Origin of the sequence: Pseudooceanicola nanhaiensis, assembly GCF_020171315.1 — a bacterium.
Lineage (GTDB): Bacteria > Pseudomonadota > Alphaproteobacteria > Rhodobacterales > Rhodobacteraceae > Pseudooceanicola > Pseudooceanicola nanhaiensis_A.
Window position 1 is genome coordinate 20,556 of sequence record NZ_JAIUZP010000017.1, and the last position, 26,491, is coordinate 47,046.

The 26,491-nt window shown below is 67.2% G+C and carries 22 protein-coding genes; 6 read left to right on the top strand and 16 right to left on the bottom strand.

Annotated elements, in window-relative coordinates; genetic code table 11:
- Positions 1 to 360: 360 nt before the first annotated feature.
- Entirely contained in the window at positions 361 to 1,980 is a 1,620-nt protein-coding gene (locus LCM32_RS20870) for a Na/Pi cotransporter family protein (protein WP_224823017.1), read from the top strand.
- 50 nt (positions 1,981 to 2,030) lie between these two features.
- Here the strand turns inward: LCM32_RS20870 and LCM32_RS20875 are convergent, their stop codons facing one another.
- The 7 genes from LCM32_RS20875 to LCM32_RS20905 all read right to left on the bottom strand — a co-directional run bounded on the left by LCM32_RS20875 (position 2,031) and on the right by LCM32_RS20905 (position 10,713).
- Positions 2,031 to 3,242, bottom strand: a complete 1,212-nt coding sequence (locus LCM32_RS20875) for a M24 family metallopeptidase (RefSeq protein WP_224823018.1) — start codon at positions 3,240 to 3,242, stop codon at positions 2,031 to 2,033.
- Entirely contained in the window at positions 3,239 to 4,474 is a 1,236-nt protein-coding gene (locus LCM32_RS20880) for a M20 family metallopeptidase (protein WP_224823019.1), read from the bottom strand. Before LCM32_RS20880 ends, LCM32_RS20875 begins: the two co-directional genes overlap by 4 nt.
- On the bottom strand, positions 4,471 to 6,159 hold the full coding sequence (locus tag LCM32_RS20885; RefSeq protein ID WP_224823020.1) for a dipeptide ABC transporter ATP-binding protein: 1,689 nt from the start codon (positions 6,157 to 6,159) through the stop codon (positions 4,471 to 4,473). The genes LCM32_RS20880 and LCM32_RS20885 overlap by 4 nt, the downstream gene beginning before the upstream one ends.
- Positions 6,159 to 6,977: an ABC transporter permease gene (locus LCM32_RS20890; RefSeq protein WP_224823021.1), complete on the bottom strand. Its 819-nt coding sequence runs from the start codon at positions 6,975 to 6,977 to the stop codon at positions 6,159 to 6,161. Before LCM32_RS20890 ends, LCM32_RS20885 begins: the two co-directional genes overlap by 1 nt.
- A complete protein-coding gene (locus LCM32_RS20895) occupies positions 6,970 to 7,920 on the bottom strand; it encodes an ABC transporter permease (protein WP_224823022.1) in 951 nt (316 codons plus the stop codon). The genes LCM32_RS20890 and LCM32_RS20895 overlap by 8 nt, the downstream gene beginning before the upstream one ends.
- A gap of 10 nt (positions 7,921 to 7,930) precedes the next feature.
- Entirely contained in the window at positions 7,931 to 9,472 is a 1,542-nt protein-coding gene (locus LCM32_RS20900; RefSeq protein ID WP_224823023.1) for an ABC transporter substrate-binding protein, read from the bottom strand.
- A gap of 62 nt (positions 9,473 to 9,534) precedes the next feature.
- The gene (locus LCM32_RS20905; RefSeq protein ID WP_224823024.1) at positions 9,535 to 10,713 is read right to left on the bottom strand and encodes a M24 family metallopeptidase; all 1,179 of its coding nucleotides are present in this window, start codon (positions 10,711 to 10,713) and stop codon (positions 9,535 to 9,537) included.
- Positions 10,714 to 10,895: 182 nt separating this feature from the next.
- Between LCM32_RS20905 and LCM32_RS20910 the strand changes: the two genes are divergently transcribed.
- The 4 genes from LCM32_RS20910 to LCM32_RS20925 all read left to right on the top strand — a co-directional run bounded on the left by LCM32_RS20910 (position 10,896) and on the right by LCM32_RS20925 (position 14,829).
- Complete coding sequence (locus LCM32_RS20910; RefSeq protein ID WP_224823025.1) at positions 10,896 to 11,546, top strand: GntR family transcriptional regulator; 651 nt, start codon at positions 10,896 to 10,898, stop codon at positions 11,544 to 11,546.
- Positions 11,543 to 12,844, top strand: coding sequence for a Zn-dependent hydrolase (locus tag LCM32_RS20915; protein ID WP_224823026.1), 1,302 nt, complete (start codon positions 11,543 to 11,545; stop codon positions 12,842 to 12,844). The genes LCM32_RS20910 and LCM32_RS20915 overlap by 4 nt, the downstream gene beginning before the upstream one ends.
- A gap of 140 nt (positions 12,845 to 12,984) precedes the next feature.
- A complete protein-coding gene (locus LCM32_RS20920; RefSeq protein WP_224823027.1) occupies positions 12,985 to 13,689 on the top strand; it encodes a type 1 glutamine amidotransferase in 705 nt (234 codons plus the stop codon).
- Positions 13,690 to 13,692: 3 nt separating this feature from the next.
- Positions 13,693 to 14,829, top strand: coding sequence for a M24 family metallopeptidase (locus LCM32_RS20925; protein WP_224823028.1), 1,137 nt, complete (start codon positions 13,693 to 13,695; stop codon positions 14,827 to 14,829).
- A 101-nt stretch (positions 14,830 to 14,930) separates the two neighbouring features.
- Here LCM32_RS20925 and LCM32_RS20930 read toward each other — a convergent pair whose 3' ends face one another.
- The 7 genes from LCM32_RS20930 to LCM32_RS20960 form a co-directional block, all read right to left on the bottom strand.
- Positions 14,931 to 16,424 (bottom strand): M81 family metallopeptidase, encoded by a 1,494-nt coding sequence (locus LCM32_RS20930; protein ID WP_224823029.1) that lies wholly within the window; start codon positions 16,422 to 16,424, stop codon positions 14,931 to 14,933.
- A 144-nt stretch (positions 16,425 to 16,568) separates the two neighbouring features.
- Positions 16,569 to 17,381 carry a histidinol-phosphatase gene (gene hisN, locus LCM32_RS20935; protein WP_224823030.1) on the bottom strand — a complete coding sequence of 271 codons (813 nt, stop codon included), beginning with the start codon at positions 17,379 to 17,381 and terminating at the stop codon, positions 16,569 to 16,571.
- Entirely contained in the window at positions 17,378 to 18,151 is a 774-nt protein-coding gene (locus tag LCM32_RS20940) for a DeoR/GlpR family DNA-binding transcription regulator (RefSeq protein ID WP_224823031.1), read from the bottom strand. The genes hisN and LCM32_RS20940 overlap by 4 nt, the downstream gene beginning before the upstream one ends.
- Before the next feature lie 12 nt (positions 18,152 to 18,163).
- A complete protein-coding gene (locus LCM32_RS20945; RefSeq protein ID WP_224823032.1) occupies positions 18,164 to 19,225 on the bottom strand; it encodes an ABC transporter ATP-binding protein in 1,062 nt (353 codons plus the stop codon).
- A gap of 22 nt (positions 19,226 to 19,247) precedes the next feature.
- Positions 19,248 to 20,132, bottom strand: coding sequence for a carbohydrate ABC transporter permease (locus LCM32_RS20950; RefSeq protein WP_224823033.1), 885 nt, complete (start codon positions 20,130 to 20,132; stop codon positions 19,248 to 19,250).
- The gene (locus LCM32_RS20955) at positions 20,132 to 21,034 is read right to left on the bottom strand and encodes a carbohydrate ABC transporter permease (RefSeq protein ID WP_224823034.1); all 903 of its coding nucleotides are present in this window, start codon (positions 21,032 to 21,034) and stop codon (positions 20,132 to 20,134) included. The genes LCM32_RS20950 and LCM32_RS20955 overlap by 1 nt, the downstream gene beginning before the upstream one ends.
- Before the next feature lie 68 nt (positions 21,035 to 21,102).
- Positions 21,103 to 22,404 (bottom strand): ABC transporter substrate-binding protein, encoded by a 1,302-nt coding sequence (locus LCM32_RS20960; protein WP_224823035.1) that lies wholly within the window; start codon positions 22,402 to 22,404, stop codon positions 21,103 to 21,105.
- 324 nt (positions 22,405 to 22,728) lie between these two features.
- Between LCM32_RS20960 and LCM32_RS20965 the strand changes: the two genes are divergently transcribed.
- On the top strand, positions 22,729 to 23,499 hold the full coding sequence (locus tag LCM32_RS20965; protein ID WP_224823036.1) for a phosphodiesterase: 771 nt from the start codon (positions 22,729 to 22,731) through the stop codon (positions 23,497 to 23,499).
- A gap of 27 nt (positions 23,500 to 23,526) precedes the next feature.
- Here LCM32_RS20965 and LCM32_RS20970 read toward each other — a convergent pair whose 3' ends face one another.
- Positions 23,527 to 24,315: an undecaprenyl-diphosphate phosphatase gene (locus tag LCM32_RS20970; RefSeq protein WP_224823037.1), complete on the bottom strand. Its 789-nt coding sequence runs from the start codon at positions 24,313 to 24,315 to the stop codon at positions 23,527 to 23,529.
- Positions 24,316 to 24,412: 97 nt separating this feature from the next.
- Positions 24,413 to 26,446, bottom strand: a complete 2,034-nt coding sequence (locus LCM32_RS20975; protein WP_224823038.1) for a bifunctional DedA family/phosphatase PAP2 family protein — start codon at positions 26,444 to 26,446, stop codon at positions 24,413 to 24,415.
- Positions 26,447 to 26,491: the final 45 nt, after the last annotated feature.

Sequence of the window (26,491 nt, forward strand, 5' to 3'; positions counted from 1 at the left end):
AGGCCCTGCGCGGAAGCCTTTGAAATACGGTGGTTTTGCCTGAATTAGAGACACATGCTGAGGCCGGTCTCGCAGGGCAGGGGCGGTATGGCGACGGGTGACCTGAGGGTCATGGTAACGCTCTTTCGCCGGATTGTCCGCCACGCTGTCCCCCTTGCTACCCGCGTGCGATTCTGGTTCGGGGACAGCTCCGACAGTTGCGGGCCTCTTCTGCGTTACCCGACCTGAGACCCGCCACCGATGGCGGATCCGCGAGGCAGCCCGCGCCTGCCCGCAGGGGCGGGCTGCGCGCCGGATCAATCTGACCCGACCTGCCAGCGTCCGCTTGCCAGCGGCCCGGGGCGGGCGAATACTCGGGCCATGGTCACGACGACTCTCAACGCCCTGGGCGGGATCGGCCTGTTTCTCTTCGGCATGATTTGGCTGACCGATGGCCTACAGGCCTTGGCCGGGCGGCGGATGCGCGTGGCCCTCGCGCACTTCACCAACACGCCGGTGAGCGGGGCCGCGACCGGGGCCGTGGTGACGGCGCTGATCCAGTCCTCCAGTGCCACGACGGTGATGGCCGTGGGGTTCGTCGGGGCAGGGCTTCTCACCTTTCCTCAGGCGCTCGGGGTCATCTTCGGGGCCAACATCGGGACCACCATGACCGGCTGGATCGCCGCGATCCTCGGGTTCAAGCTCGACCTCGGCGAGGTGACGCTGCCGCTGGTCTTCGTCGGGGCCATGGCGCATCTCTTCGGGAACGGGCGGCTGGCACAGGCGGGCACGATGCTCGCGGGCTTCTCCCTGATCTTTCTCGGCATCGAGGTGCTGAAGACGAGCCTATCCGGCCTTGAAGGTGTGCTGACGCCCTCGGACTTTCCGGCAGATGACCTGATCGGGCGGCTGCAACTCGTCGGCATCGGCGCGGCCATTACGCTGGTCACGCAGTCCTCCAGCGCCGGGGTGGCGACGGCGCTCGCCCTGATCGGGGCCGGGGTGATCAGCCTGCCTCAGGGCATGGCCCTCGTGATCGGCATGGATGTGGGCACCACGGGCACGGCGGCGCTTGCCACGCTGGGCGGGTCAACGGCCGCGCGGCGCACGGGGCTGTCCCATGTGATCTACAACTCGCTGACCGGCGTCATGGCCTTTGCGCTTCTTGGCCCGTTCCAGCGAATCGTCGGGCCGGAGGGGCTGAACCTCGACAGCCAGATCGCCCTCGTCGCCTTCCACTCCGGGTTCAATATCCTCGGGGTCGTGCTGATCCTGCCCTTCACCGGGGCCTTTGCCCGTCTCGTGACGGTCCTTGTGCGGGACAGGGGGCTGGGCCTGACGCGGCGCTTGGGCAAGGAATTGCTGCGCGATACCCATTTGGCCGTGGAGGCCGCGGTGGGGACGCTGGACGCCATCGTGGCGGCGCAATTCGGCCTGCTGTCAGGCTGTCTCTGCGAAGGAGAAACGCCGCGCGTGAGGCGGGAGGAACTGAAGGAGATCGACCTCGCCCTGTCCGAGCTTCATCGCTTCGTCGACCAGATCCCGCCCATGGGCGCGGATACTGCCGAGGCACAGCGCCTCGCTTCGCTGCTCCATGCATCGGACCATGCCCGGCGGCTCTATGTGCGGCTGACTGAAGAGGCCCGGATCGCGGCGCTGCCCGGAGACAGGCGCCTGCACCGCTATGGCCGAATTCTGGGTGGGTTGGCGCAACAGGTGCTGTCGACGGGCGATCCGGTGGCGATGGAGCCGCGTCTCAACAAGGCGCGGCGCCGGATCCGCGTCTATCGCGAGCGCTACAGGACCAGCCTCCTCGCCGGTGTGGCGCAGAGCCATCCCCCGGCCGAGCTTCTCGCACTCCGGCTCGACGCCATGCGATGGCTGCAACGGGTTTCCTACCACATGTGGCGGATCGAGGTGCACATGGCGAAGATCCACGCCGGGGCCGCGCCGACGACGCAGCGGCTCGAAACGGCGATGGACGTGCTTGAGGGAGGGTAGGGGCCGCGCATCCGATATTCGGCTGCGCGACCCGGAGGGCAATCCCTCGGTCAGACGGTCCAGAGCTGGAGCGGCAGGTCGCTGAACGTCTCGACGCCGCGGCCCTCCTCTCCGATGGCAAAGGTCTGGCCGACGCCGGCGACGAGGCCGGTTTCGGTGTCGGGGATCATGATGTGGACGAAGAACACCATGCCCGGGGTCAGCACCAGCGGGTTGCCGGTGTAGATCATCGGCGGCACGTCCATCCATGTCGGCTTGAAGGTACAGCCGAGCGCATAGCCGCAGGCGGCATAGCGCGCCTTGGCAAAGCCCGCGCCGTCCAGCACGCTGCGGTGGATGTCGTCCAAAGTGCCCAGCCGTTCACCGGGCACGGCGGCCTCCTTGATCCGTTCCAGCGCCTCGATGGCGACGCCCATCTGGCTGACCTGCCGCGGGTCGGTCTTGCCGACCGAGACGGTGTGTTCGATCACCACGTGGTAGCGGCAGGCAGAGCCCGCCAGCTCGATGAGGACCTGATCGTCCTCCTCGATCCGCCGGGGCCCGCCAATGCCGCGCCCGAAAAGCGCGCGGGGACCCACGTTCACCAGCGGCCCGCCCGAGGGCATGTCGGCCCCCGCGCCAAGCATCGCCGTGACGGCGGCGCCGGAGAGGGCGGAGTCAAAGGCGCCCGGGCGGGCGGCCTCGATCGCGGCCATGGTCGCGGTATCCGCAAGGCGCCCGGCGGCGCGCGTATAGTCGAGCTCCATCGGCGATTTCACCAGACGCTGCCCGCGCACGATATCGGAGGCATCCTCCAGCGTGCAGAAGCCTGCCATCGCCGCCTCGACCGAGCGGCCATTGGCGGCGGTCAGGCCGTAGGTGGCGAATTCCACGCCCACCTTGGCCCCGCGCAGGCCCATCTCGTCCATGAGGTTGCGCAGGTCGATGGCGGGGTTCGCATCCTCGGCATTGAGCCAGATGCGCACATCATCATAGAGCGAATTGACCTCGGCCTGACGCTTGTCGGGCGTGCGGGTCAGCAGGGTGAGGGGGCCATCGGCGGCGGTCAGTATGCCGACCTGAAAGAAGACATACCCCGCCGTATCGAACCCGGTGAGGTAGAAGTGGCTTTCCTGCGCAAAGACCAGCAGCGCGTCGATGCCGCGCGCAGCCATCAGGGCACGGGTGCGGGCGATGCGGGCGCGGTACTCTGCTTCGGGAAAGCGCAGCGAGACGGCGCCATTGGCGCTCTGGCCGGTGTATTCGAGGGCGAGGTCGGTCATGCCAGCTCACAGATATCGCAGAGGGTCATCAGGTAGATGCGGATGCAGTCGAGGTAATCGGTGATCTCGACCCGCTCGTCGGGCATGGTGTTGAACTTGCCGCCCGGCCCGCAGACGATCCCCTCCATGCCGCCATGTTCATAGAGGTGGCCTGCATCGGTGCCGAAATAGCCCGGGGGCGTGATCGCCCCGGTGGGTTGGGGCACGCCGCGCACCGCCTCGTAGGCCGCGTTGATCGCGGTGACGATGCGGCTGTCGCGGGCGACCTCGAAGGCGGGCATGATCGGGCGCCCTTCCTTGGCCTCGGAACGCACGGTGGCCTTGAGGCCCGGCATCCGCGCCACCAGCCCGTCCAGCACGCGCTGGATGTCGGCGAGGGCATTCGCCTCCGTCTGGCCCGGTCCGTAGCGGCCCGAGCCCTTGAGCCGCACGAAATCGGCCACCTGCGGAGGGCGCCATTCATGCAGGTCGCGGCCAAGCGCCCCGTGCATCACGCCGACGTGGACGCGGTTGATCGAGCGGTGTTCCTCGCTCGGCGCGTCGGAGAAGGTCATCTCCGTCAGTTCGGGGATCAGGGTGCAGGCCGCGAGGATCGCATCCACCGCCGCTTCGCGTTTCGAGAGGTGACGGGTGACGCCCTCCAGCTCGATCACGAAGGTGAAGGCGGCGGCATGCATCGTCACGGCCTGAAGGTCCGAAGGCTCGGAGTTGATGAAGTAATCCGCGCGCAGCCCCGCGTTCACGGCGGCCAGCGTGCCGACGCCGCCCTGAAGCTCGCCGATGACGAAGGTCAGGATCACGTCGCCCTTGAGGCGCACGCCGTTGCGGATCAGCGTTTCGACGGCCGAGAGGTATGCCGCATCGCCCGCCTTCATGTTCGACACGCCGATGCCGTAGATGAATTCCTCGTCGATCTTCCCTTCCCAGGGATCGACCGTCCAGCCCTCGGTGACGGGGTTGGTGTCGAGGTGGCCGTTGAACAACAGGCTCTTGCCGCCGCCTGTCCCGCGCCAGATGCCGATGGCGTTCACGCGCTCGCCCTCGACCGGCATCAGGTAGGCCTCGTCGAGGCCGATCTCCTGCATCACCGCGACCATTCGCTCGGCCAGCACGCGCTCGCCCGGGGTTTCCGAGTAGCTCTTGTGCTGGACCATGTCGGCGAGGCGCGACAGGCAGGCGGGGGCGTCGATGCTGTCGGCAAGCGCCTTGGGGTCGATCTGGGGGGCAGTCATGCTTGGGGCTCCATCAGGTCCGGCTGGTCTTCGGGACGGTGCGGTACCGGCACCGCGTTCAGCAGCGCCTGCGTGTATGGGTGCCGCTCGGGCGATCCGGCGTCGGCCACGTCGAAGGCATCCACCAGCGCGCCGCGCTGGAAGACGACGATGCGGTGGGCCAGCTGGCGGATCAGGTTCAGGTCATGGGTGATGAAGATGCAGGCCGCTCCGGACCGCTTTTGCAGGTCCACCAGCAGGCGCGCGACCGCCGCCTGCACCGAAACGTCAAGCGCGGCGGTGATCTCGTCGCAGATCACCAGCCGGGGTTCGGCGGCAAAGGCGCGGGCAATCGCCACGCGCTGCTTCTCTCCACCGGACAGCTGGTGCGGATAGCGGCTGGCATAGTCCGCCGGCAGCAGCACCATCTCCAGCAGTTCGCGCACCCGTTGGCGCACCTCGCCCGCGGGGCAGAGCTTGTAGAGTTTCAGCGGGCGCGAGAGGATGCCGCCGATGGTTTCACGCGGATTCAGGCTCGAATCCGGGTGCTGGAAGATGATCTGCACATCGCGGCGATACTTGCGGTCGAAGGCGTCGCGGGAGGCGAAGCTGCGCCCGACGAAGCGGATTTCGCCCTCGAAGGGGTTCAGCCCGGTTGCCGCCTTGGCGATGGTCGACTTGCCCGATCCGCTTTCGCCCACGATGCCCAGCAACTCGCCCGGACGGACGTCCAGCGTGATGTTGCGCGCCCCCCAGTGGGCGGCGGCACTCTTGTCCAGCAGGCGGGTCAGCCAGCCGGGGGCGTTGTATTGCACGCCCACGTCGCGCGCCTCGAAGAGCGGCGTGTCCTCGGTGGGGGCGGGCAGGGCCAGCCGGTCCTCGGGACGGGGCAGGGCGGCCAGCAGCTTGCGCGTGTAGGGATGTTCCGGCGCGCCGAAGACGGTTTCCAGATCGCCCTGTTCGACGATCTTGCCCTTGTGGATGACCGACACCTTCGAGGCGATCCGCGCCACCAGCCCCAGATCGTGAGTGATGTAGAGCGCGGCCACCCCGGTCTCTTCCCGCAGGCGGATGAAGAGGTCGAGGATCTGGTTCGCCGTCAGGATGTCGAGCGCGGTGGTCGGCTCGTCAAAGATGATCAGTTCGGGATTGCAGGCGAATGCCGTGGCGATCACGACGCGCTGCTTTTCCCCGCCCGAGCATTCGTGCGGATAGCGCATCATCATCTCGGCGGGCTTGACGATGCCGGTGCGAGCCAGGGCGGCCTCGCCCTCGACCCAGGCTTCGGTCTTGGTCATGCCGCGGTGCCGGATCAGCACCTCGGTCAGCTGTTCCCCCAGCCGCATGGTCGGGTTCAGCGACGACGAGGGGTCCTGATAAACCATGGCGATGCGGCGGCCGCGCAGGGCCTCCAGCTCGGCCCGGCCCTTGCCGATCATGTCCTCGCCCGACAGCAGGATCGCCCCGCCGGTGTCGCGGGCGTTTTCGGCCATGTAGCGGGTGATGGCCCAGGCGAGCGTCGACTTGCCCGAGCCGCTTTCGCCGACGAGGGCGTGGGTCTCGCCCCGCCAGATCATCAGCGACACGTCGTCGAGCGCGGTGGTGGTCCCGGCCTCGGTGTCATAGGCCATCGAGTAGTGGCGCACGTCAAGGACGGGGGCCTCGGACTGCGGTTTGCCCCGGTCGGTGCGGATACGGCTGCCCATCAGTGGCCCCTCTTCGGATCGAAGGCGTCACGCAGGGCGTCGCCGAACAGGTTGAACCCCAGCGCGGTGATCGCGATGGCGAGGCCCGGCACGGCCACGCACCAGGGGTTGCGGAACATGAACTGCCGCGCCTCGGCGACCATCAGGCCCCATTCGGTCGAAGGCGGCTGCGCGCCGAGGCCGAGGAAGCCGAGCGTCGCGCCGATCATGATGGCAAAGCTGACGCGGATCGTCGCCTCGACGATGATCGGGCCGAGGGCGTTTGGCAGCACCTCGCGGCCCACGATCCAGGCGCGGCTTTCGCCACGGGCCTGGGCGGCGAGGACGTATTCGCGGGTCCGGACGGACAGGACGGCGCTGCGGGCGATCCGGGCCATGCCGGGGGTGAAGGTGACGGCCACGGCCAGCATCGCCTGCGTGGTGCCGCCGCCCAAGAAGGTGACGATCAGCAGGGTGAAGAGCAGCTCGGGCATGGCCAGCATGCCATCGAGGATGCGCATGATGATGCTGTCGGTGCGCCCGCCCGCGACACCGGCGATAACCCCGATGACGGAACCGACGCCGACACCGAGGATCGTGGCGCCGAGGCCGAAGGCCACGGTGGAGGGCGCGCCGCTGAGGATGCGCGAGAGAAGGTCACGGCCATATTGGTCGGTGCCCAGCCAATGCGCCATGGAGGGTCCCTGAAGACGGGCGCGGGCGTCGAAGGCCTGCGGGTCATAGGGCGCGATCCACGGGCCAAAGACGGTGGCGAACAGGACGATGGTCAGCAGGATCACCCCGATGATCCCGGTGGGAGACTTCAAAATCTTACGCATAGCGCACCCGCGGATCGAGCTTGGCGATGATCAGGTCCGCAATCAGGTTGGTGATGGCATAGACCACCGCCAGCAGAAGGGTGACGGCCTGAATGACGGGCAGGTCGCGGTTTTGCAGCGCGTAGATCAGCAGCCGGCCGAGGCCGGGCCAAGCAAAAATCTCCTCCACCACGATGATGCCGCCCAGCAGGTAGCCGATGTCGAGAGAGATCACCGCGACGGCCGGGGCCAGCGAGTTCGGCAGCGCGTGGCGGCGGATGACGCGGCCCTCGGGCACGCCCTTGAGGCGCGCGGCGCGGACGTAGTCGGAGGTCAGCACCTCGGACAGCTCGGAACGGACCTGCCGCGAGATATGCGCCATCAGGATCAGCCCCAGCGTTGCCGAGGGCAGGATGGCATGTTTGATGAAGCCACCGAAATCCTCCGCCGGGGCGACGAATCCGCCCGCGGGCAGCAGTTGGCGTACCGGATCGGCGAAGAAGACCAGCAGCAGCGTGGCGGTCACGAATTCAGGCAGCGCAGTGCCGACGTAGGAGATCAGGCCGATGCCAAGATCCCAGATCGTGCCCCGCTTCAGCGCCGCGAAGGTGCCAAGCGGGATCGCGATGACGGTGACGCCCACAAGGGCGATCGCCGCAAGGGCCATGGAGTTCCAGAAAGCCTCGCCCACGATCTGGGCGACTGGCAATTGCAGCCTCAGGGAGGTGCCGAAATCGCCGTGCAGGACACCGCCGACCCAGTGCAGGTATTGCACGAGAACCGGCTGGTCGAGCCCGAGCTGGCGTTCCATCGCGGCGAGGTTCTCGGCAGAGGCGTTCTCTCCGAGGATCATCAGCGCGGCGTTGCCCGGCAGGATGGTGGTAATGGCGAAGACGGCAACACTGACGATGCAAAGCACCGCCAGCACTGCGCCGAGTCGTCTGAGGAAGTAGGCGAGACTCACTGGTGTTTCCTCAGGCCTTGTTCATCCAGACATCCTCGATGAAGAAGAACCGCGAGATCGGCGCGATGTGCCAATCGACGGTGGTCTCCCGCGAGGCGGTCAGCACGTCTTCGTAGAAGGGAACGATGTAGGGGCTTTCGTCCAGTTCCAGCGCCTGCGCCTTGGCATAGATCTCGGCCCGCTTCTCGGGATCGACGGTCGAACGGCCCTCGGCGACCAGCGCGTCGAACTCTGCGTTCTTCCACTCGGTGTCCTGATAGGAGGCGTCCGAGGTCAGCAGCAGGTTGTAGGTCGCGTCGATGGTGGGCTGCATGCCCCAGTAGCCGATGTAGAAATCGCCCTTCATCCATTCCTCGGCGAGGTAGGTGTCGTGCGGCATCGTCTTGATCTCGACGTCAAAGCCCGCGGCGCCGGCGGTCTGCTGGATCGCGATCGCGGTCTGGGCGCGGATCGCCGGACGGTCGGAGGCGACGAGGGTCACCTTCAGGCCATCGGGGTAGCCGGCCTCGGCCAGCAGGGCGCGGGCGGCCTCGGGATCATAGGGGATCACGGGCTTGTCGGTGGCATATTCCAGCTCGGGCGCGACGATCGAGTCGTAGGCCGGACGGCCGAGGCCTTCGAGGATGACATCGACGAGCAGTTCGCGGTCCACGGCCATGCCGAAGGCCTTGCGGACGCGGACGTCGTTCCACGGTTCCTGATCCTGACGCATGACGACGCAGACATAGCGGCCCGAGCCGACCTGCTGCGCATCGACACCCGCGCTGTCCGAGATGCGCTGGAAATCTGCCTGCTGCACGGTCAGCATCACGTCGGTCGCGCCGGACAGGAAGTTGGCGGTTTCGGCGGCGAGGTCGGGGAAGAGCATCATCTCCACCGCGTCCAGATAGGGCTGGCCGGGCTTGTAGTAGTTCTCGTTTTTCACGAGGCGGACCATGCGGGCGCTGTCATAGGTTTCCAGCTTGAACGGGCCGGTGCCGTTCGCGGTGGTGTCCAGCTTGGTCAGGTCGCCATCGAGCGCCGCGCGCGAGACGATGCGGGCGTTTGCATGGGCGGTGGAGTAGGGCAGGTCGGCGAAGGGTGCGCTGAGGGTGAATTTAACCGTCAGGTCATCCACGGCCTCGACTTTCTCGACCATCTTCAGGACCGAACGGGCGGCCGAGGGGATGTCGGGGTTCAGGATCGCCTCGTAGGTGGCGACCACGTCATCGGCGGTGAAGGGCGTGCCGTCGTGGAAGGTGACGCCTTCGCGCAGGATGAACGTGAATTCGGTTGCGTCGTCGTTCGCGCTCCACTCGGTGGCGAGATCGGGGTGCGGCTGGTTGTCCAGACCCGTGCGGGTCAGGCCGGAATAGAGCATGTCGATGCAGGGGTATTCCGCCGGGCCCGACAGGCTGAGGACGTTCAGCGTGGCAATCCGGGTCGAGTGGCTGATCTTCAGCGTGCCGCCCGAGACGGGCGTGGCCCCTTGGGCAAAGCTCATGCCGGGCAGGGCGGTGCTGGCCGCGAGTCCCATCAGGACGTGACGGCGGGAGAGGGTGAAGTGGCTCATGGTGGTCTCCGTGCTGGTGTGCCCTCGCGGGCGCTTTTGTTGTTAGAGAGGGGTCTTCGGGATCACGTGATGACGGTGAGGTCGTCCGGCAGGCCGGTCAGGACCTCCGGCGCGCCCTCGGTGACGAGCAGAGTGTGCCCGACGCCCATGGCGAGGCCGGTGTCCCCGTCGCCGTTCATCACGTGGTAGAAGAGGGTCATGCCCGGCTCGCAGCGCATGGCGGCGCCCGGGTAGATCATCGGCGGCACGTCCATCGAGGTGGGCGCATAGGAGATGCCCACCGAATAGCCCGTGGCGCCATAGCGCGCGCGGCCATAGCCCGCGGCATCGAGGCCATTGGCATAGGCATCGAAAATCTCGCCCAGCGTGGTGCCGGGGCGGGCGAGGTCGGTCATCTTGGTCAGCACCTCGCGGCCCACGTCGTACATGTGGCGCTGCTTGTCAGGGACTTGGCCGAAGAGGATCGTCCACTCGGTCTTCACGTTGTAGTGGCGGTAGGCCACCGGGTACTCGACGAGGATCTGGTCCTGCGCCTCCAGCTTGCGGGGCTTGGTGACGCCCCGGCCAAAGACCGCGCGTTCGCCCGAGTTGAAGAGCGGCGCGTTCGGCGGCATGTCCGCCCCGTCGCCGAGGATCGAGGCGAGGTAGGCCGCCTTCAGGTCGCTGTCGAGCAGGCCGGGGCGCGCCGTTTCGATCACCGCATCGAGGGCGCGGTCGCAGATCTGACCCGCGGTGCGCATGATCTCGATCTCGGCGGGGCTCTTCACCAGCCTCAGGAAGCGCAGCATCTGTTCGTCATGTTCCAGCCGGCACCAGTCGCCGAAGGTCTGCTGGCAGCGCCAGAGGTTCCAGCCCGTCAGCCCGTGGGTGTTGAGCTCGATCAGCACGCGGCCGCCCTGCAGCCCCAGCTCGCCCAGAATGTCCTTCAGGTCGGCGGCGGGATTGGCGTCGTCCGCGTCCTGCCAGATGCGGATGTCCTCGATGGTCGAGGTCATCTTGGCCTGCAGCAGGTCGGGCCGCCGGGTCAGCAGGGTGATGGGCCGGTCATCGGCCGTCACAACCGCGCACTGGAAAAAGACAAAGCCGCCCGAATCATAGCCGGTGAGCCAGAACAGGCTCTCCTGACTGAAGACGAGCATCGCATCTGCCCCCCGCTCGCGCAGCTTGGCGCGCAGCCTGTCTTGCCGGGCAAGCAGGTCTGTCTTGGGGAAGGGCAGCATGGATTGGGGCGTCACGGACACGGGGCAGGCTCCTTCAGGCGCTTTGGCCTTCACCTCGGAAAGTCTTTGCACTGACGTTATGCGCTCGGTATACCAGTGGTCAACCGACGGAATACATTTCGAAGACCGAGATCGCGCAACTTGCCCGATATGGGGCATTTCGGGCAGAAGGCTGCAACGCGCGCACAATCGGAGACCGCCTGATGCTGACCACGCCCGACAAACGACTCGCCCTGCAGGCCTATGACCGGCTGCTCGAACTGATTCAGAGCGGCGAGTTGAAACCCGGCGACGTCATCAACGAGCGTCGCATGGCCGAGGTGCTGGACATGTCGCGGACGCCCGTGCGCGATGCGCTCCTCATGCTGGAAGGCGAGGGGCTGCTGATCCGCTACGGCCGGGCGCTGCAGGTCAAGCAGATGCGGATCGAAGACTTCATGGACACGCTCCAGATCCGGATGCTGTTGGAGCCCGCGACCGCGCGCATGGCGGCGGGCAATATGGCGGCGGAAGAGATCGCGGCGCTGCGCGCGGATCTGGAACAGGTTCTGGCCTCCGAAGTGGACGGCCGCGCGGACCGGTCCCTCGTGCGCGGGATCGACGAGCGGCTGCACGGCGGGATCGCCGACGCGGCGGGGAACCCTCAGCTGGGCCAGCTGATCCGCACGCTGCGGCGCCAGACCCAGATGTTCGACCTGCGCGCCGTCCCCGAACGGCTGACGGACACCTGCCGCGAACACGGTGACATCCTCGACGCCATCGCGCGTGGCGACGGCGAGGCGGCGGCGGTCGAGATGAGCGCCCATCTTCAGGGCGTCCGAGACAGTATTATCAAGAGATTGAGCAAAGCATGACAGTGACTGCCGCACCGGCGCAGCTTTCCCCGACCCAGACGGCCATCGTACCGGACATCGCCCTCGCCGCGCGGCTCTTTGACGAGTTGCGCGCCCGCACCGGCGGAACGAACGGCATCAACCGGGTGTCCTACGGGCTGGGGGAGCAGATCGCCCATGACATGGTGCGGCGCGAGGCGCTGAAGCTCGGCATGCGGGCCGAGATGGACGCGGCCTGCAATCTCTACCTGACCATGGAGGGCGCGGGCGACGGCCCCGCAATCATGATCGGCTCGCACCTCGATTCGGTGCCGTCGGGCGGAAACTTTGACGGGGCAGCTGGCGTGCTGGCTGGCCTTGCCGTGGCGGCGGGCTTCCACGCGGCGGGTCGCAAACCCCCGGTGGATCTGGTCATCATGGCGGTCCGGGCCGAGGAAAGCACGTGGTTCGGCGCGTCCTATATCGGCAGCCGCGCGGCCTTCGGCAAGCTGACGGGCAAGGAGCTGGACGAGGTGCGTCGCGCCGGGGACGGCATCGCACTGGGCGTTGCGATCGACGCGGCGGGCGGCGACAGTCAGACGCTCAAGGCGGGCACGCCTCATCTGGACGCCAAGCGCATCGGTCTCTTCCTTGAGCCGCATATCGAACAGGGCCCGGTCCTCGTGGCCGAAGACCTGCCCATCGGCATCGTGACAGGGATTCGCGGCAGCTTCCGCCATCGCCATGCCTCCTGCCGGGGGGAATATGCCCATTCCGGCGCCACCCCGAAGCGCGTGCGGCAGGATGCGGTGCTGGCGACCAGCCAGCTGATCGTCGCCATGGACGAGGCCTGGCAGCGGCTGGAGGCCGAGGGCCGCGATCTGGCCGTCACCTTCGGGCAGAACGCCACCGTCGCGGGCGAGGCTGCCTTTTCCAAGGTCGCCGGACGCACCGATTTCGCCCTCGACACCCGCAGCGCCGAGCCCGAAACGCTGGACCTGATGCGGGGTGAGCTGAAGCGCATCGTGCAGGGCATCGAACAGCGGCAGGGCGTGCGCTTTGAGCTGGGCGCCGAAACCGGCAGCACGCCCGCCCGGATGGATGAGGCCGTCATCACTCGGCTGGAAACCATTGCCGAGGCCAAGGGCATTCCCGCCAAGGTCATGGCCTGCGGCGCCGGGCACGATGCCGCGGTCTTTGCCGCGCAGGGCGTGCCCACGGCGATGGTTTTCATCCGCAACCGCAACGGCTCGCACAATCCGCATGAGGCGATGGAGATCGCAGACTTCGCCGCCGCAGCGCAGGTGATCGCCGGGCTCTGCGAAAGCTGGTCCGCCTGACGGCGCGCACCCGTCCCTGATCGAAAATCAAGCAACGCCGCCCTTGCCCCAGCGTGGCAGGGGCCCCGCGACCGGTTTCGGTTGCCGACCGGAATTCCCTTGGTATACCGAATTTGACGCCTGAATCGAGAGGACCCGACATGGCCAAGAAACGCCTGCTTTACCTGGGCAATGGACGCTCGCTGCAATCCGTGGCGAAGCTCGACGACCGCTTCGAGAGCTGGGGCCTCGCCGTGGATCGCTACTGGGCCTACAACGGCGAATTTCCCGCCGCGCTCGACGGCTATGACGGCATCTTCCTCTCCGGCAGCCCGCACGGCGCCTACGAGGAGATCGACTGGATCGATCGCGAACACGACCTGATCCGCGATGCCGCCGAGAAGGACATCCCGCAGCTTGGTATCTGCTTCGGCAGCCAGATCCTCGCCTCGGCGCTCTGCGGCAAGGACCAGGTCTTCCGCCGCGATTTCTGCGAGGTCGGCTACAAGGACCTGACCGTGCATCCCGCGGCCAAGGACGATCCGCTGGCCGCCGACTGGCGCGAGACCGTGAACATGTTCGTCTGGCACAACGACGAGGTCCGGCACGGGCATGAGGACATGGTGATCCTCGCCAGTTCCGATCTCTGCCCGAACCAGGTCTGGCGCCACCGCACCGCCCCCGCCTGGGGCATCCAGGGCCACCCCGAAGTCACGCAGGCGCAGGCGCCCGAGTGGTTCGAGGGCAACCGCGCCCGCATGGTGCAGGACGGCGGCGACGTCGACGATTTCATCGCCTCCGCCCATGATGCGGCCGAGGCCAAGACAATGATCACGCGGTTCGTCGAACTGGTGGAACGGGGCTGAGACATGGTCGAGACGAATTACTGGTTCGAACCCGCCGAATACCACGCGCGCCTTGCCCGCGTGCAGGCCGCGCTGAAGGAAAAGGGGCAGGACGCCCTCCTCGCCTTCCTGCCCGAAACGGTGACATGGCTGACCGGCTATTTCACCCGCGCCTACGGCACCTTCCAGTTCGCCATCATCCCCGCCGAAGGGCAGCCCACGCTTTTCGCCCGCGATGTGGAGGAATACTACCTCGACAGCACCTGCGTCTTCCCCGACCGCGTCCTCTGGACCGACAGCGATGACCGCACCGCCGTCGCGGTCGAGGCGATCCGCAGCCGGATCGGCGCCACGGCCCGGATCGGGGTCGAGATGGACGCCTGGGTGCTGAACGCCAGCCGCTGGGAGGCGATCCGCGCCGCAATGCCCTCGGCCGAGTTCGTGAACGAGTCGGCCCTCGTGCCGACGATGAAGCTGATCAAGTCCGAGGCCGAGATCGCCTATCAGCGCCGCGCCGCCCACGCGGCTGAGGCCGGGATGCAGGCCGGGATCGACACCGCCGGCACCGGCGTGACCGAACGCGAAATGGCCGCCGCGATCTGTGCCGCCATGATCCGCGAAGGCTCCGACCTGCCCGGGCCGGGCGTGCTCTCCTCGGGGGAGCGGGCCTATCACCTGCACGGTGGCTACTCCGACCGGGTGATGCAGCGCGGCGATATCGTGCAGCTGGAGGTAACGCCGAACAACCACCACTACCACGCCCGCTTCATGCGCCCGATCCGCGTGGCAGAGGCAAGCGACGCTGACCACCGCCTCGCCGAGCAGCTGATCGCGATTCAGGACGCGGCGCTTGCCGCCGTTGCCCCCGGCGTCGCGGCCACCGTGCCCGACAGCATCTACCGGGACGGCATCCTCTCGGCCGGCCTGCGCGAGACCTACACGAACAAGACCTTCTACTCGGTCGGTCTCCTGCTGCAGCCCAATGGCGGCGAACCGATGGAAGCGCATCCCGGCGCAGAGTGGAGCTTTGCCGAGGGCATGGTGTTCCACAGCTACGTTCTGGCAAAGGGCTTCGGCATGTCCGAGACCATCGTGGTGCGCAAGGACGGGGCCGAACGGCTGACGAACTTCCCGCGTCAGCTCTTTGTCACCAAGACCTGAGATCGTCCCGCGGGCGCAAGGCTCTTTCGCCTGCGCCCGCATCCTTTGCCCCCTCGGGCTCGCGCATCAGGTAAGGCGCCTGTCGCCGTTACGCGGGTCCGTCAGGCGGTGCTTCCGGCCGGTTTGCGCAGGGCCAGCTTGTAGTCCAGCAGCGTCAGATCAGACACGACGCAGCCGGGTGCCACGCCCATGACGATGGCCCGCGCCATGTCCTGATACGCCCCCCGGAAATGGACCGAGCTTTTCAGCACGAGGATCGCCTGCTCTTCGGGCACCAGCCCCAGATGCATCAGCAGCCCGGGCTCCGAGGCCTGCATCTTGCGCGGCGCAACGATGACGCGGACACCGTCCCGTTCCAGCAGAGCGACCGGCCCAAGGGCAATCGGGTTGCCGCGGTACATCGGGCCGACACCGGTGAAGGACCCGTCCCCCAGCGCCACCACCGTCCAGGGGCCGGGCACGGGATCGCCATACTCCCGCGACAGGCCCGCACCGATGGCGAGATCGACCACGCCGCCCAGACCGGCCGCATGGGCAGCGAGGCTGGCAGGTTCATCCGCGATATGCACCATGACGGCACCCACGGCCTTGCCCGCCAGCAGCGCGTGCAGCATCCCCGTGGTGTCGCCGGAGCCGCCCCCGCCCGGATTGTCCTGCGTGTCCGAGATCACGACAGGCCCCGTGCCGGGACCGGCGGCCAGGGCCACCGCCTCGGCCACCGCCTGGGCGGCGGGGACACGGCGGGTGTGGAACGCGCTCTCGGCCCGGCACCAGAGGTTCAGCATATGCTCGGCCGCGGCCTCGACCGCGGCCGGGTCCTGGCCCTGCACGATCATCGCGGGGCCGGAGTCCGGCACATCCGCCAGCGGGAAGCCAAAGAACTGGCTGATCTCCTCGATCCCCGGTGTCGCGGCAATCAGCGCGTCGGCCGCCGCCAGTAGGCCCTTGGTCGGCTCGAGGAAGGTGCATTGCTCGGGCGCGGGCACGAGGAAGGGCACGGCGCGGTAGGCCAGCACCGGCGCGGGCGCCCCATCAAGATGCGCGATCAGCCGCTCCATCGTGCGGGCGCCGGTGTCCTTGAGATCGGTGTGCGGATAGGTGCGGTAGCAGTCCAGCAGCGTCAGGTCGCGCACCATCGCCTCGGAGATGTTGCCATGCAGGTCGAAGGAGGCCACGATCGGGAAGGGCGCGGGCGCGATCTTGCGCAGTCGGCGGATCAGTTCGCCCTCGGCATCAGGCCAGCTGACGGCGGCCATGGCACCATGGAGATCGAGGTAGAGCGCCTCGGCGCCTGCCGTGAGGGCCGCTTCGAAACCGCGGCAAATGTCGCACGCGATGTCGTCGAAGGCCGCATCCTCGACCGGCCCGGACGGCAGGCCGATGCACCACAGGATCGGCACCACCTCGACGCCCGCCGCGTCCGCGACCCGCAGGGCCCCCGCCATCGGTGTGCCGGTCCCGCGCATGATGCGCCCCATCTCCTCCCCGCGGCAGAAGGCCGGCCAGCCGCCCGGGCGGTCGAACTCCGACCGCGGCGTCCTTCGGCCGGCAAAGCTGTTGGTTTCATGCTGAAATCCGGCGGCGGCGATCTTCATTTCGGGTCCATCCCTGCACAAGGTCGAGGCACCCTAGCGCAGCCCGCCCGGCGTCGGGAACACGGGCAGAAGGAATTGCCCGCCGAACGGGCAGGCGGCTGGCCCCGGGGGGCCGTTTTTTGGGCAGACGCCGGGCGCTTCAGATCACGGCAGAGCCGCGCGCGCTTTCCCCGCCAGGCGTGCAAGGGCTGCGGCATGTAGCGCAGGCGTTGCGGCGGCCAGGACCTGTCCGCTGGACTGCAAGGTCAGCGCCCGCCCCTGCCAGTCGGTGATGACACCGCCTGCGCCTTCGACCACCGGAACCAGCGCGAGATAGTCGTAGGGCTGAAGCTCTGCTTCGAGGATCAGGTCTATGTGCCCCGAGGCCAGCAGCCCGTAGCTGTAGCAATCCCCGCCGAAGCGCCGCGCAGCACAGGCCGCACTGAGCGTCTCGAAGACGCGGGTTTCCTGCGCGGTGAACTGGTCGGGCGAGGTTGCGAACAGGATCGCTTCTGACAGCTCTGTGCAGCGCCCGGCGTGGCAGGACGCACCGTTGAAACGGGTGGAGACCCGGCCCGCCCCGTCCCGCTGACCGATCCAGGTTTCCCCCAGCATCGGCATGTCGATGACCCCCAGCACCGGCACACCGTCCTCAAGTAGCGCGATCAGCGTGCCGAACAGCGGCACGCCCGAGATGAAGCTCTTCGTCCCGTCGATCGGGTCCAGCACCCAGATGTAGCGCGCCTCGGCGCCGCTCAGACCGAATTCCTCGCCGAGGATGCCATGCCCGGGCACCTCCGCCTGCAGCACGGCCTTCATGGCCTGCTCGATGGCGCGGTCTGCCTCGGTCACCGGGCTGCAATCGGCCTTGCGGGTGACGGCGAGCGGCGTGCGGAAATGCTGCCGGGCAACGGGGCGCGACGCGGCGAGCAGTTGCTCGACAATCTCGACGACGCGGGCGTAGCCTGCGCCGCTCAAGGGGTCACCTGTGCCGCGGCTGCAGGGGTCAGTAGGTGGCCGTGGTCGATCTGTTCGGCGATCTCGGGCGGGGCTGCATCGGTGACCAGCACGTCGACCTCGGACCAGTCGCAGACATGGATCAGCCCGGACTTGGAGAACTTGCCGCTGTCCATCATCACGATGGTCTCGTCGGCCCGTGCGAGCATGGCGCGCTTGAATTCCACCTCGAAGAGGTCGAAATCCTGCACCCCGCGCGGTGACCCGGAGACGACGGACATCACGAAGTAGCTGGGCGTGAAGCCCGAAAGATAGCTGATGGTGCCCGCGCCGGTCAGCGTCCGGTCCGCCTTGCGCAGCTCGCCGCCCGGCAGGATCACGCGGTGCTGCCCGCCGCCCGCGTTCAGGATCTGCGCGATCTCCAGCGAGATCGTGAGGATCGTCATCGGCTCGCGCCGGGTCAGCTCCTGTGCGAGGAAACAGGCCGTGGTGGAATTGTCGAGGAGCAGCGTGGCGCCCTCGCGGATGTGGTCCGCGGTACGGGCCGCGATGGCGGCCTTGGCGGCCGCGTTCTCGTGCAGGCGACGCTCGAAGGGGGGTTCGGTACGGGGCAGGGACAGGCGCACGCCGCCGTGGAATTTCTCCACCAGCCCCTCGGCCGAGAGGGATTTGAGATCACGCCGGATCGTTTCGTCCGAGACCTCGAACTCCTCGGCGAGGAAGTTGATGGCGGCCTTTCCCCGCGCACCGAGATGCGCGAGGATCTGTTCCTGCCTGTGACTGCGTGCCATGTCCCCTCCCTGTCAGGCGCCGATGTGGAGCGCGCGCCCGGTGTCGCGATCAAAGACTCGCATCCGGTCCAGATCGAAATCAAGCCCCACCTCCTCGCCCGCGGCGGGCGCCCCCAGCACGGGGCTCTTCACGACCATCCGGTCCGCGCCCAGCGATACCTCGACCAGCGCCTCGGCGCCGATCAGCTCGCAGCGCTCGACGCGGGCGCGGGCCATGCCGGTGGGCGACAGCGTCACCTCTTCCGGGCGCAGCCCGATCAGCACGTCGCGCGGCAGCGAGGCGGACAGCGACAGGTCCTGAGTGAAGGCGCCATGCCCCAGACGCCCCGCATCGGCGCGGCAGGGGATCAGCGCCATTTCCGGCGATCCGATGAAGGTGGCGACGAAGGTGTTCGTCGGCTTCATGTAGATGTCCATCGGCGCGCCCACCTGTTGCAGATGGCCCTTGGACATCATGGCAACGCGGGTGCCCAGCGTCATCGCCTCGATCTGGTCGTGGGTGACATAGATCACCGTCAGGCCCAGTTCGGAATGCAGGCGTTTCAACTCGCCGCGCATCCGGTTGCGCAGCTTGGCGTCAAGGTTCGACAGCGGCTCGTCGAAGAGGAAGACCTTGGGCTGGCGCACCAGCGCCCGCCCGATGGCGACGCGCTGACGCTCGCCGCCCGACAGCTCCTTGGGGCGGCGGTCCAGCAGGTCAGTGATCGAGAGGATCTCGGCCGCTTCGCGGATGCGGGCGTCGATCTCGGCCTTGGACAGCTTGGTCGTCTTCAGCAGGCCGAAGGCCATGTTCCGGTAGGCCGTCATATGCGGGTAGAGCGCGTAGGACTGGAACACCATGGCGATGTCGCGCTTCTGCGGTTCGGCGTCGGTGACGTCCTTGCCGTCGATCAGCAGCTGGCCCGAGGTGATCTCCTCCAGCCCCGCGATCATGCGCAGGGTGGTGGACTTGCCGCAGCCCGAGGGGCCGACCATCACCATGAACTCGCGGTCCTCGATGGTCAGGTTGATGTCATGCACGGTCTGGCGATCGCCGTAGGACTTGCAGACGTTGTTCAGTTGGACGGTCGCCATTGCGCGTCTCCGGTCTGTGGCGTCACTTGACGCCGGTATGCATGAAGCTGTCGATGAAGCGGCGCTGGAAGATCACGAAGAGGATCAGCAGCGGCGACACGACGATGGTGGTGCCCGCCATCAGGCGCGGCCAGTCGGCCCCGCTGTCGGCCTTGGCCAGCAGCCCCAGCCCGATCGGCAGCGTGCGGATGCCTTCGGAGTTCGTCACCAGCAGCGGCCACATGTAATCGTTCCAGTGCGTCACGACCGAGATGATGCCAAAGGCGATCAGCGTCGGCTTCACCAGCGGCAGGTAGACATGCCAGAGGATCGCCATATGCCCGCAGCCATCCAGCCGCGCGGCGTCGGACAATTCCGAGGGCACCTGCCGGAAGCTCTGGCGCAGCATGAAGGTGCCGTATCCCGAGGCGACGAAGGGCACGATCATCGCGGGAATGGTGTTCACCAGCCCCATCTCGCGCAGCGTGACGAAGTTCGTGAGGAAGATCGCGTAGATCGGGAACATCACCTGCAGCAGGAACAGCGTGAACAGCAGGCCCTTGCCGGGAAACGTCAGTCGCGCAAAGGCATAGGCCGCCAGCGTGATCGTCACCAGCTGGCAGGCCAGGATCGTGGCGGTCACGATGACCGAATTGATCAGGTAGGTGCCGAAAGGCGCCACCGACAGCGTGCTGGGATAGTTCGAGAACTTGGGGCTGGCCGGCAGGAAACCGGCCGCCTGATCGAAGACCTCTGTATTGGTCTTGAGCGAGGTGACGAGGATCCAGATCAGCGGGCTGAGCCAGAGCAGCGCCAGCGGCGCCATCAGCAGGTGCAGCGCGTTCTGGCGCGCCAGCTTGCGCCAGCGGGGCCGCGGGGCAGGGCGCGACACGGCGGGGACAGGGGCGGGATGGGTGGCGTCGCTCATCAGCGCTCTCCCAGGTAGTGGACCTTGCGGCCCAGCGTCATGGCAACCAGCCCGATGAGGCCCAGAACGAAGACCAGCAGCACGTTGGCCAGCGCCGAGGCATAGCCGATGTCCTGATACTGGAACCCGTTCTGGTAGATGTAGAAGGTCAGCACGTTGGTACTGTCGGCGGGGCCGCCCTGCGTCATTACGTAGACGTAGTCGAAGATCTGGTAGCTGTGCAGCGTGCCGATGATGATGACGAAGTAGAGCGTGGGCGAGACCAGCGGGATCGTGATGTGCAGCAGGCGCTGCCAGCCGCTGACACCATCCAGCCGCGCGGCCTCGTAAAGGTCCGAGGGCACCAGCTTCAGCGCGGCCAGCAGGATCAGCATGAAGTAGCCCGAGTATTTCCAGACCGCCATGATCATGATCGCGGGCAGTGCCCAGGTGCTGTCATAGAGCCAGTCGAGGCGCGGCAGGCCGACGGCGGTCAGCGCCTCGTTGATCGGGCCATAGCCGGGCGCGTAGAGGAAGACCCAGACCATGCCGGCCGCGACCGAGGGGATCATCACCGGGTAGAAGAAGGCCGACCGGTAGATCGCCATCCCGCGCAGCTTGCTGTCCAGTGCCACCGCCAGCAGCAGTGCCACGACGATCGACAGCGGAATGGTGATCATCGTGTAGAACGCCGTATTGCCCAGCACCTTCCAGAACAGCCGGTCCTCCAGAAGCCGCAGATAGTTCTCGGCCCCCAGCCAGTAGATATCCGGGTCGCCCAGCAACACGTCGTGCAGGCTGAACCAGATCGACCGCAGGATCGGCCAGTAGGTGAAGGCGGCCAGGAAGATCAGAGAGGGCAGCAGCAGCGCGTAGGCCAGCCACATCTCTTTCCGGCGCGCGCGGGCAAAGGAAGGCGACATCAGGGTTCCCCGGAGAAACGAAAAAGAGGACGCGGGCCGATGACCCGCGTCCCCGATGCGTGGCGTGATCAGCCGCGGCGGCGCATGACGCGGGCGATCTCGCGGTTGACCTCGGCGGTGGCGTCCTTCAGCGCGGCCTCGGGGGCCACTTCACCGGCCAGCGTGCGGTCGATCGCGCTTTTCAGCGTGTCGCGGGCGCGCGAATAGGCCGGCACCTGCAGGAAGGCGCCCGAGAATTCGGACTGCTTCATCGCCACTTCGGCCTGCGGCACCTCTTTCAGGTACTCGACCATCTCGGGCTGTTCCCAGGACGACTTGCGCACGGCCAGATAGCCGGTTGCGCGGCTCCAGGCGGCCTGGTTTTCCGTGTTGGTCATCCAGCGCGCGAAGGTCCAGGAGGCCTCTTTCTTGGCGTCCGACTGGTTCTTGGCGATCATGATCGGGCCACCGCCTTGCGAGGCGCCGAACTGCTTGCGCTTGGGCATGAAGGCCACGCCGACCTCGAAGGGCGAGGAGGTGCGCAGGTTCGTCAGCGACCCGGTCGAGTGGTAGAGCATCGCGGTGGAGCCAGCCATGAAGTCGTTGGCCGAGCCCTGCCAGGTCGAGGCCGGTGCCATGCAGCCCGCGTCGACCATAGCTTTCCAGAATTCCAGCGCCTCGACGGATTCCGGACGATCCCACAGGACCTTGTCCGCTTCCCACGGCACCAGGCCGTTCTGGCGGCAATAGCCTTCGAACATCCAGTCATGCCAGCCGCCGCCGATGATCAGGCCCCAGCGTTTCAGCGCGTCGCCGTCGCGCACGGTCAGCGCCTTGGCCGCCTGGAAGAGCTCGTCCCAGGTTTCCGGCGCCTTTTCGATACCTGCCTCGGCATAGGCGTCCTTGTTGTAGTAGAGCACGGGGGTCGAGGGCTGGAACGACAGGCCATAGAGGCGATCCTCGGACACGGCCGTATCCAGGAACCCACCGATGAAATCGTCATAGATGTCGTCGGCCTTGGCCTGCTCGGTGATGTCTTCCAACGCGTCTAGACCCAGGAAGGTCTGCAGCGAGGAGTTGATCGGCAGCCACAGCGCCGGCGGCTCACCCACGCCGAGCGCGGTGATCACCTTCTGCTCGGTGTTGTCGTAGGAGCCGGCATAAATCGCCTCGACCTCGATACCGTCGTGGGTCGCGTTGAACTCGGCGATCATGTTGGAAATGATCGTGTTGATGTCGCCCGAGACGCCGACGGGATACATGAACTGGAGCTTCACGGTCTCGTTCGCGCGCGCAGGCGTCAGGACACCGGGCATCGCGCTGACGAAGGGGGCTGCAAGGCCCGACGCCAGCAGACGGCGGCGCGTAAGGTTGGAAATTGTGGATTTCATGTCGGTCTATCTCACAGATGTGGGTTTTGATCGCATTCAATTCACCAGGGCACACAAAAACGACGCGATGCCCGGGCCGTGATCTTGGGATAAACGCGAAATGTCACAGGATTATGAAGCAATCCCCGAGCCATACAGCGTCTATCTGGCCGTACATTACAGAGTCATCTTTTGTGTATATTGTGGCTTTGATAAGCGGAAACACAAATTTCCACGCGTCTTTCTGGCCTCTGCACAGAATCGTTGCATTTGTCTGGCAGGGTTCCGGGCTAGGATCGGCTCGTATTCGCCGCGAAACTCTCAAATACCTCAGGAGACCCCCACATGCTCATCGCGCATCTGAGTGATTCCCACGTCCTGACCGGCGGGCGCAGGCTGGCTGATCGCTTCGACACCGGGGCCGCCTTCGACCGGCTGGTCGCCAGCCTTGCCGCCCTGACCGTCCGGCCGGATGTGATCCTCTTCTCCGGTGACCTGGGAGAGGACGCGACGGAAGAGGAATACGCCCACGTCGGCGCCGGGCTGCGCAGCCTCGGTCTGCCCGTCCTGGCCGTTCCCGGCAACCACGATGCCCGCGCGCCGATGCTGGCCCAGCTGCCCGACATGGTACGTGAGACCGGCAGCGGGCACCTCTGCCTGTGCGAAGACCTGGGTCCGCTGGTGGTGATCGGCCTCGACACTCTGGTGCCCGGCACGCCCCACGGCGAACTCTGCGCAGACCGGCTGGCGTGGCTCGACACCCAGCTGAAGACACATCAGGACCGGGACGTGCTGATCATCATGCACCACCCGCCGCTCGAGACCGGACTGCAGGACATGGATTCCATGGGGCTGCTGTCCGGGCGCGATGCCCTGGCTGCGCAGGTGGCCGCCCATGGCCGTGTGCGGGCGATCCTGTGCGGGCACATGCACCGCGCGATCCAGGGCAGCTTTGGCGGGGCGCCCGTGCGGGTGTCACCCTCGGCCTCGCACCAGATCGCTTTCGATCTGCGCCCGGGCGTGCCCTATGCCTTCAGCGACGAACCCGCGCAGTTCATGATGCACCGTTTCGGCGCCGACGGCAGCCTGGTCTCGCACGTCGTATCCGTGGGCTGATCCGGCACGCTCCGCGAAGACGCGGCCTCAGCCGGCAGTTGAGGCCACGACCAGCAGCACCGCCCCGAAGATCAGCCGGTAGATCGCGAAGGCCGTGAACCGGTGCGTCCGGATGAAGCCGAGCAGCCATTTGACCGCGATGAACGCCGTCACGGTCGAGAAGGCAAGCGCCACGCCGAGGGCCGTCCAGTCTTCGCTCACTCCGCCGTCCTTCATCTGGGACAGCAGTTCATAGCCCGACGCGGCGTACATCGTCGGGATACCGACGAGGAAGGCGAACTCCGTCGCAGCAGAGCGGTTGGAGGTTCCCAGCAGCATCGCAACGAAGATCGTCGTGGCAGAGCGCGAGGTACCGGGGAAGACGCCCGCCACGATCTGGGCCACGCCAACCGCGATGGCCACGGACCAGGTGATCCGGGCGCTGTCGGGCAGCCCCGCCGCGCGTTTCTCGGCCAGCAGCATCCAGACACCGCCGATGATCAGGGCCCAGGCCACCGGGGTGATCTCGGTCGGAAGCTCAAAGCCCATCTTCTTGACGATCAGCCCCAGCACGCAGGTGATCAGGAAGGCAACGACGATCTTCAGCAGATAGTCCCGCGCCTCGGGATCGGACCAGCCGGTCAGCAGGCTGACGATCCGCTTCCAGTAGATCAGCGTGACAGCGAGGATAGCCCCGGCCTGGATCACGACGTTGAACAGCTCCGACCGGGCGCCCAACCAATGCTCGGCGATGATGAGGTGCCCGGTGGAGGAAATCGGGAGGAACTCGGTGATCCCCTCGAGGATGCCCAGCAGGGCGGCGTTGATCAAATCCATCTGAAGTCTCTTTCGTGGTCTGTCCCGGGCGGGACAGGACACCCCGGGCCACTTCGATCTCGGGGCAGGACAGCCCGCGGGGACACGGGGCCGACGGTCAGGGTTTTTTCGTCGCGGGTGGGGACTGCGGCAGTTTCAGCAGCGCAAGCTGGCCGTCGGTGCTCCATGGCGTGCCATGCAGGTCGGTCTTGCCCTTCAGCGGCTTGGTCGGAACCCGCTGCACCGTGCCGGGCAGGAGCGAGAGCACATCGCGACGGACCTCCGCCTCCGACCACTCCGCTAAATCGCCCTCGGGAGAGAGCGCCACGGCGACGATCTCCGCGCCCGTCTCGCTCTGCCCCGCGGGCCAGAGCCGCAGGATGCTGTGCCCCGAGGGCGCGCGCAGGGTGAGGGCGGCCGGCAGCGCGTCCCGGAAGGCGGGCAGCGCGGTCGCATCGGCACGGGCCTGGTCGGCAAACTCGCCCCGCAGCGCCGCGACGACAGAGGTCACGCCCGGCGCAGGCACCGGCGTCCAGCCGCCGGCGCTCAGGTGAGCGGCAAGCGCCTCGGGCGTCGCGCCCTGAACGATCAAGGTGACCGGGGGCAGCGCTTCGCCGGTCAACGTCACGACGTCCAGCGGAAGCGTCCCGTCCGTCGCCGCCTGCTCCAAGTCGGCCACGATGGTCTGGGGCGCGGTCTGTGCGTGTTTCAGCACCGGGCGCTTTTCCACCGCCAGCCAGCCCGCCACGCCCAGAGAGAGCGCGGCAACGCCGAGGGCCAGGGCCGGGCGCGCCGCACGGGCGGGCAGGGACGTCCGACGCAGCCTCTCCGCCACACCGAAGCCGACCACCAGCCAGATGCCCCCGATGATCCATCCGTTCAGCACGTCCGAAAGGTAATGCTCGACGAGGTATATCCGCGTCAGCCCGATCGCTGCCGCCACGGTCATCCCGCCGACAAGGGCAACCGTCGGCCCGATGAAGCGCTCACGCCACAGCATCACGAAGAGGCAGGCATAGAGCGCAACGGAAATCGCCGCGTGGCCCGAGGGGAAACTGTGACTGGTTTCGAGGAAATACCCCAGTTCCGGGCGCGCCCGACCGAAGGCGAGCTTCAGCACTGTCACCGTCACCGCATCGCCCGCGACCGAGACCGCGAGGCCAATGGCCGCCGCCGGCCGCCCCCAGAGCGCAAAGAAGGCAACAGCCCCGGCGGCCACGGTCGTCGCGACGGGCACGTGCCCCAGCTGCGTCAGCCAGCCCGCGATCGTCAGGCCCGTATCGCTCCAATAGGCGTGGGCGAGGTTCGCGATCCGCGCATCCAGCGCCGCCGTCTCGGGCAGGAACGTCAGGTCGAAGGCATTGTCGACAAAGACCCCCACCAGATAGATCAGCAGCACCACGATTGCCGTGGTCAACAGCCCTCCGCCGTGGGTCAGGTGAAGGCGCTTGGCCAGCACCGCCGTGATTCGGGGATGCCGTGCGCTCAGCCGCTTCATCGGCGGCCACTCCGACAGGTGCCGTGCCAGCCCCTCCAGCGTCACGACGATCAGCGGCCAGCCGCGCCGGATGTGACGGACCAGCAGCCAGGTGATCGCCACGATGACGGCGAAGAGGCCCAGCGGCAGGACGATCCGCGGCAGGTAGGGCGTGATCCGGGCGAGGATGTCACCCGCGATATAGCCCATGGACACATGGGCCAGTGCATAGAGGATGCCGCCGACGATGTTCCAGACGACGAACTGACGGCGGCTCAGGCCGGAAAGCGCCGCGGCAAGGGCCGCAAGACCGGCGACCGGGCCGAGGAACCGGCCCATCACCACCGCGACAGGCCCGCGCCGCCGCACGAGGTCCTGCGCGCGCTCGAAGGTCTTGCCCTGCGGCAGGCGCAGCCGCCCGCCGAGCCACCGCCCCGTGTGCCAGCTGACCTCGCCGCCCAGAATGGCGCCGATGGCGACGAACCACACGAGGTCGAAGAAATCGAGATACCCCAGCCGCACCAGCGCGCCCCCGGCATCGACCACCAGCGTGCCGGGCGCGATGACGCCGGTGACCCACCACCCCTCAAGGAAGGAGAACAGGCCGACGATCCAGTAGGACCAGACCCCAAGGGATTCGAGCGTCGGCAGGATGTGGGAGAGGAAGCTGTGCATGGGCGTCCGGCGCGGCAGGCGAGGCAGAGGAATCCCCGGTCCGGC

Coding starts and splice junctions, on each gene's coding strand:
- LCM32_RS20870 (WP_224823017.1), top strand. CDS start 361: ATGGTCACGACGACTCTCAACGCCCTGGGCGGGATCGGCCTGTTTCTC.
- LCM32_RS20875 (WP_224823018.1), bottom strand. CDS start 3,242: ATGACCGACCTCGCCCTCGAATACACCGGCCAGAGCGCCAATGGCGCC.
- LCM32_RS20880 (WP_224823019.1), bottom strand. CDS start 4,474: ATGACTGCCCCCCAGATCGACCCCAAGGCGCTTGCCGACAGCATCGAC.
- LCM32_RS20885 (WP_224823020.1), bottom strand. CDS start 6,159: ATGGGCAGCCGTATCCGCACCGACCGGGGCAAACCGCAGTCCGAGGCC.
- LCM32_RS20890 (WP_224823021.1), bottom strand. CDS start 6,977: ATGCGTAAGATTTTGAAGTCTCCCACCGGGATCATCGGGGTGATCCTG.
- LCM32_RS20900 (WP_224823023.1), bottom strand. CDS start 9,472: ATGAGCCACTTCACCCTCTCCCGCCGTCACGTCCTGATGGGACTCGCG.
- LCM32_RS20910 (WP_224823025.1), top strand. CDS start 10,896: ATGCTGACCACGCCCGACAAACGACTCGCCCTGCAGGCCTATGACCGG.
- LCM32_RS20915 (WP_224823026.1), top strand. CDS start 11,543: ATGACAGTGACTGCCGCACCGGCGCAGCTTTCCCCGACCCAGACGGCC.
- LCM32_RS20920 (WP_224823027.1), top strand. CDS start 12,985: ATGGCCAAGAAACGCCTGCTTTACCTGGGCAATGGACGCTCGCTGCAA.
- LCM32_RS20925 (WP_224823028.1), top strand. CDS start 13,693: ATGGTCGAGACGAATTACTGGTTCGAACCCGCCGAATACCACGCGCGC.
- LCM32_RS20930 (WP_224823029.1), bottom strand. CDS start 16,424: ATGAAGATCGCCGCCGCCGGATTTCAGCATGAAACCAACAGCTTTGCC.
- LCM32_RS20940 (WP_224823031.1), bottom strand. CDS start 18,151: ATGGCACGCAGTCACAGGCAGGAACAGATCCTCGCGCATCTCGGTGCG.
- LCM32_RS20945 (WP_224823032.1), bottom strand. CDS start 19,225: ATGGCGACCGTCCAACTGAACAACGTCTGCAAGTCCTACGGCGATCGC.
- LCM32_RS20950 (WP_224823033.1), bottom strand. CDS start 20,132: ATGAGCGACGCCACCCATCCCGCCCCTGTCCCCGCCGTGTCGCGCCCT.
- LCM32_RS20955 (WP_224823034.1), bottom strand. CDS start 21,034: ATGTCGCCTTCCTTTGCCCGCGCGCGCCGGAAAGAGATGTGGCTGGCC.
- LCM32_RS20960 (WP_224823035.1), bottom strand. CDS start 22,404: ATGAAATCCACAATTTCCAACCTTACGCGCCGCCGTCTGCTGGCGTCG.
- LCM32_RS20965 (WP_224823036.1), top strand. CDS start 22,729: ATGCTCATCGCGCATCTGAGTGATTCCCACGTCCTGACCGGCGGGCGC.
- LCM32_RS20970 (WP_224823037.1), bottom strand. CDS start 24,315: ATGGATTTGATCAACGCCGCCCTGCTGGGCATCCTCGAGGGGATCACC.
- LCM32_RS20975 (WP_224823038.1), bottom strand. CDS start 26,446: ATGCACAGCTTCCTCTCCCACATCCTGCCGACGCTCGAATCCCTTGGG.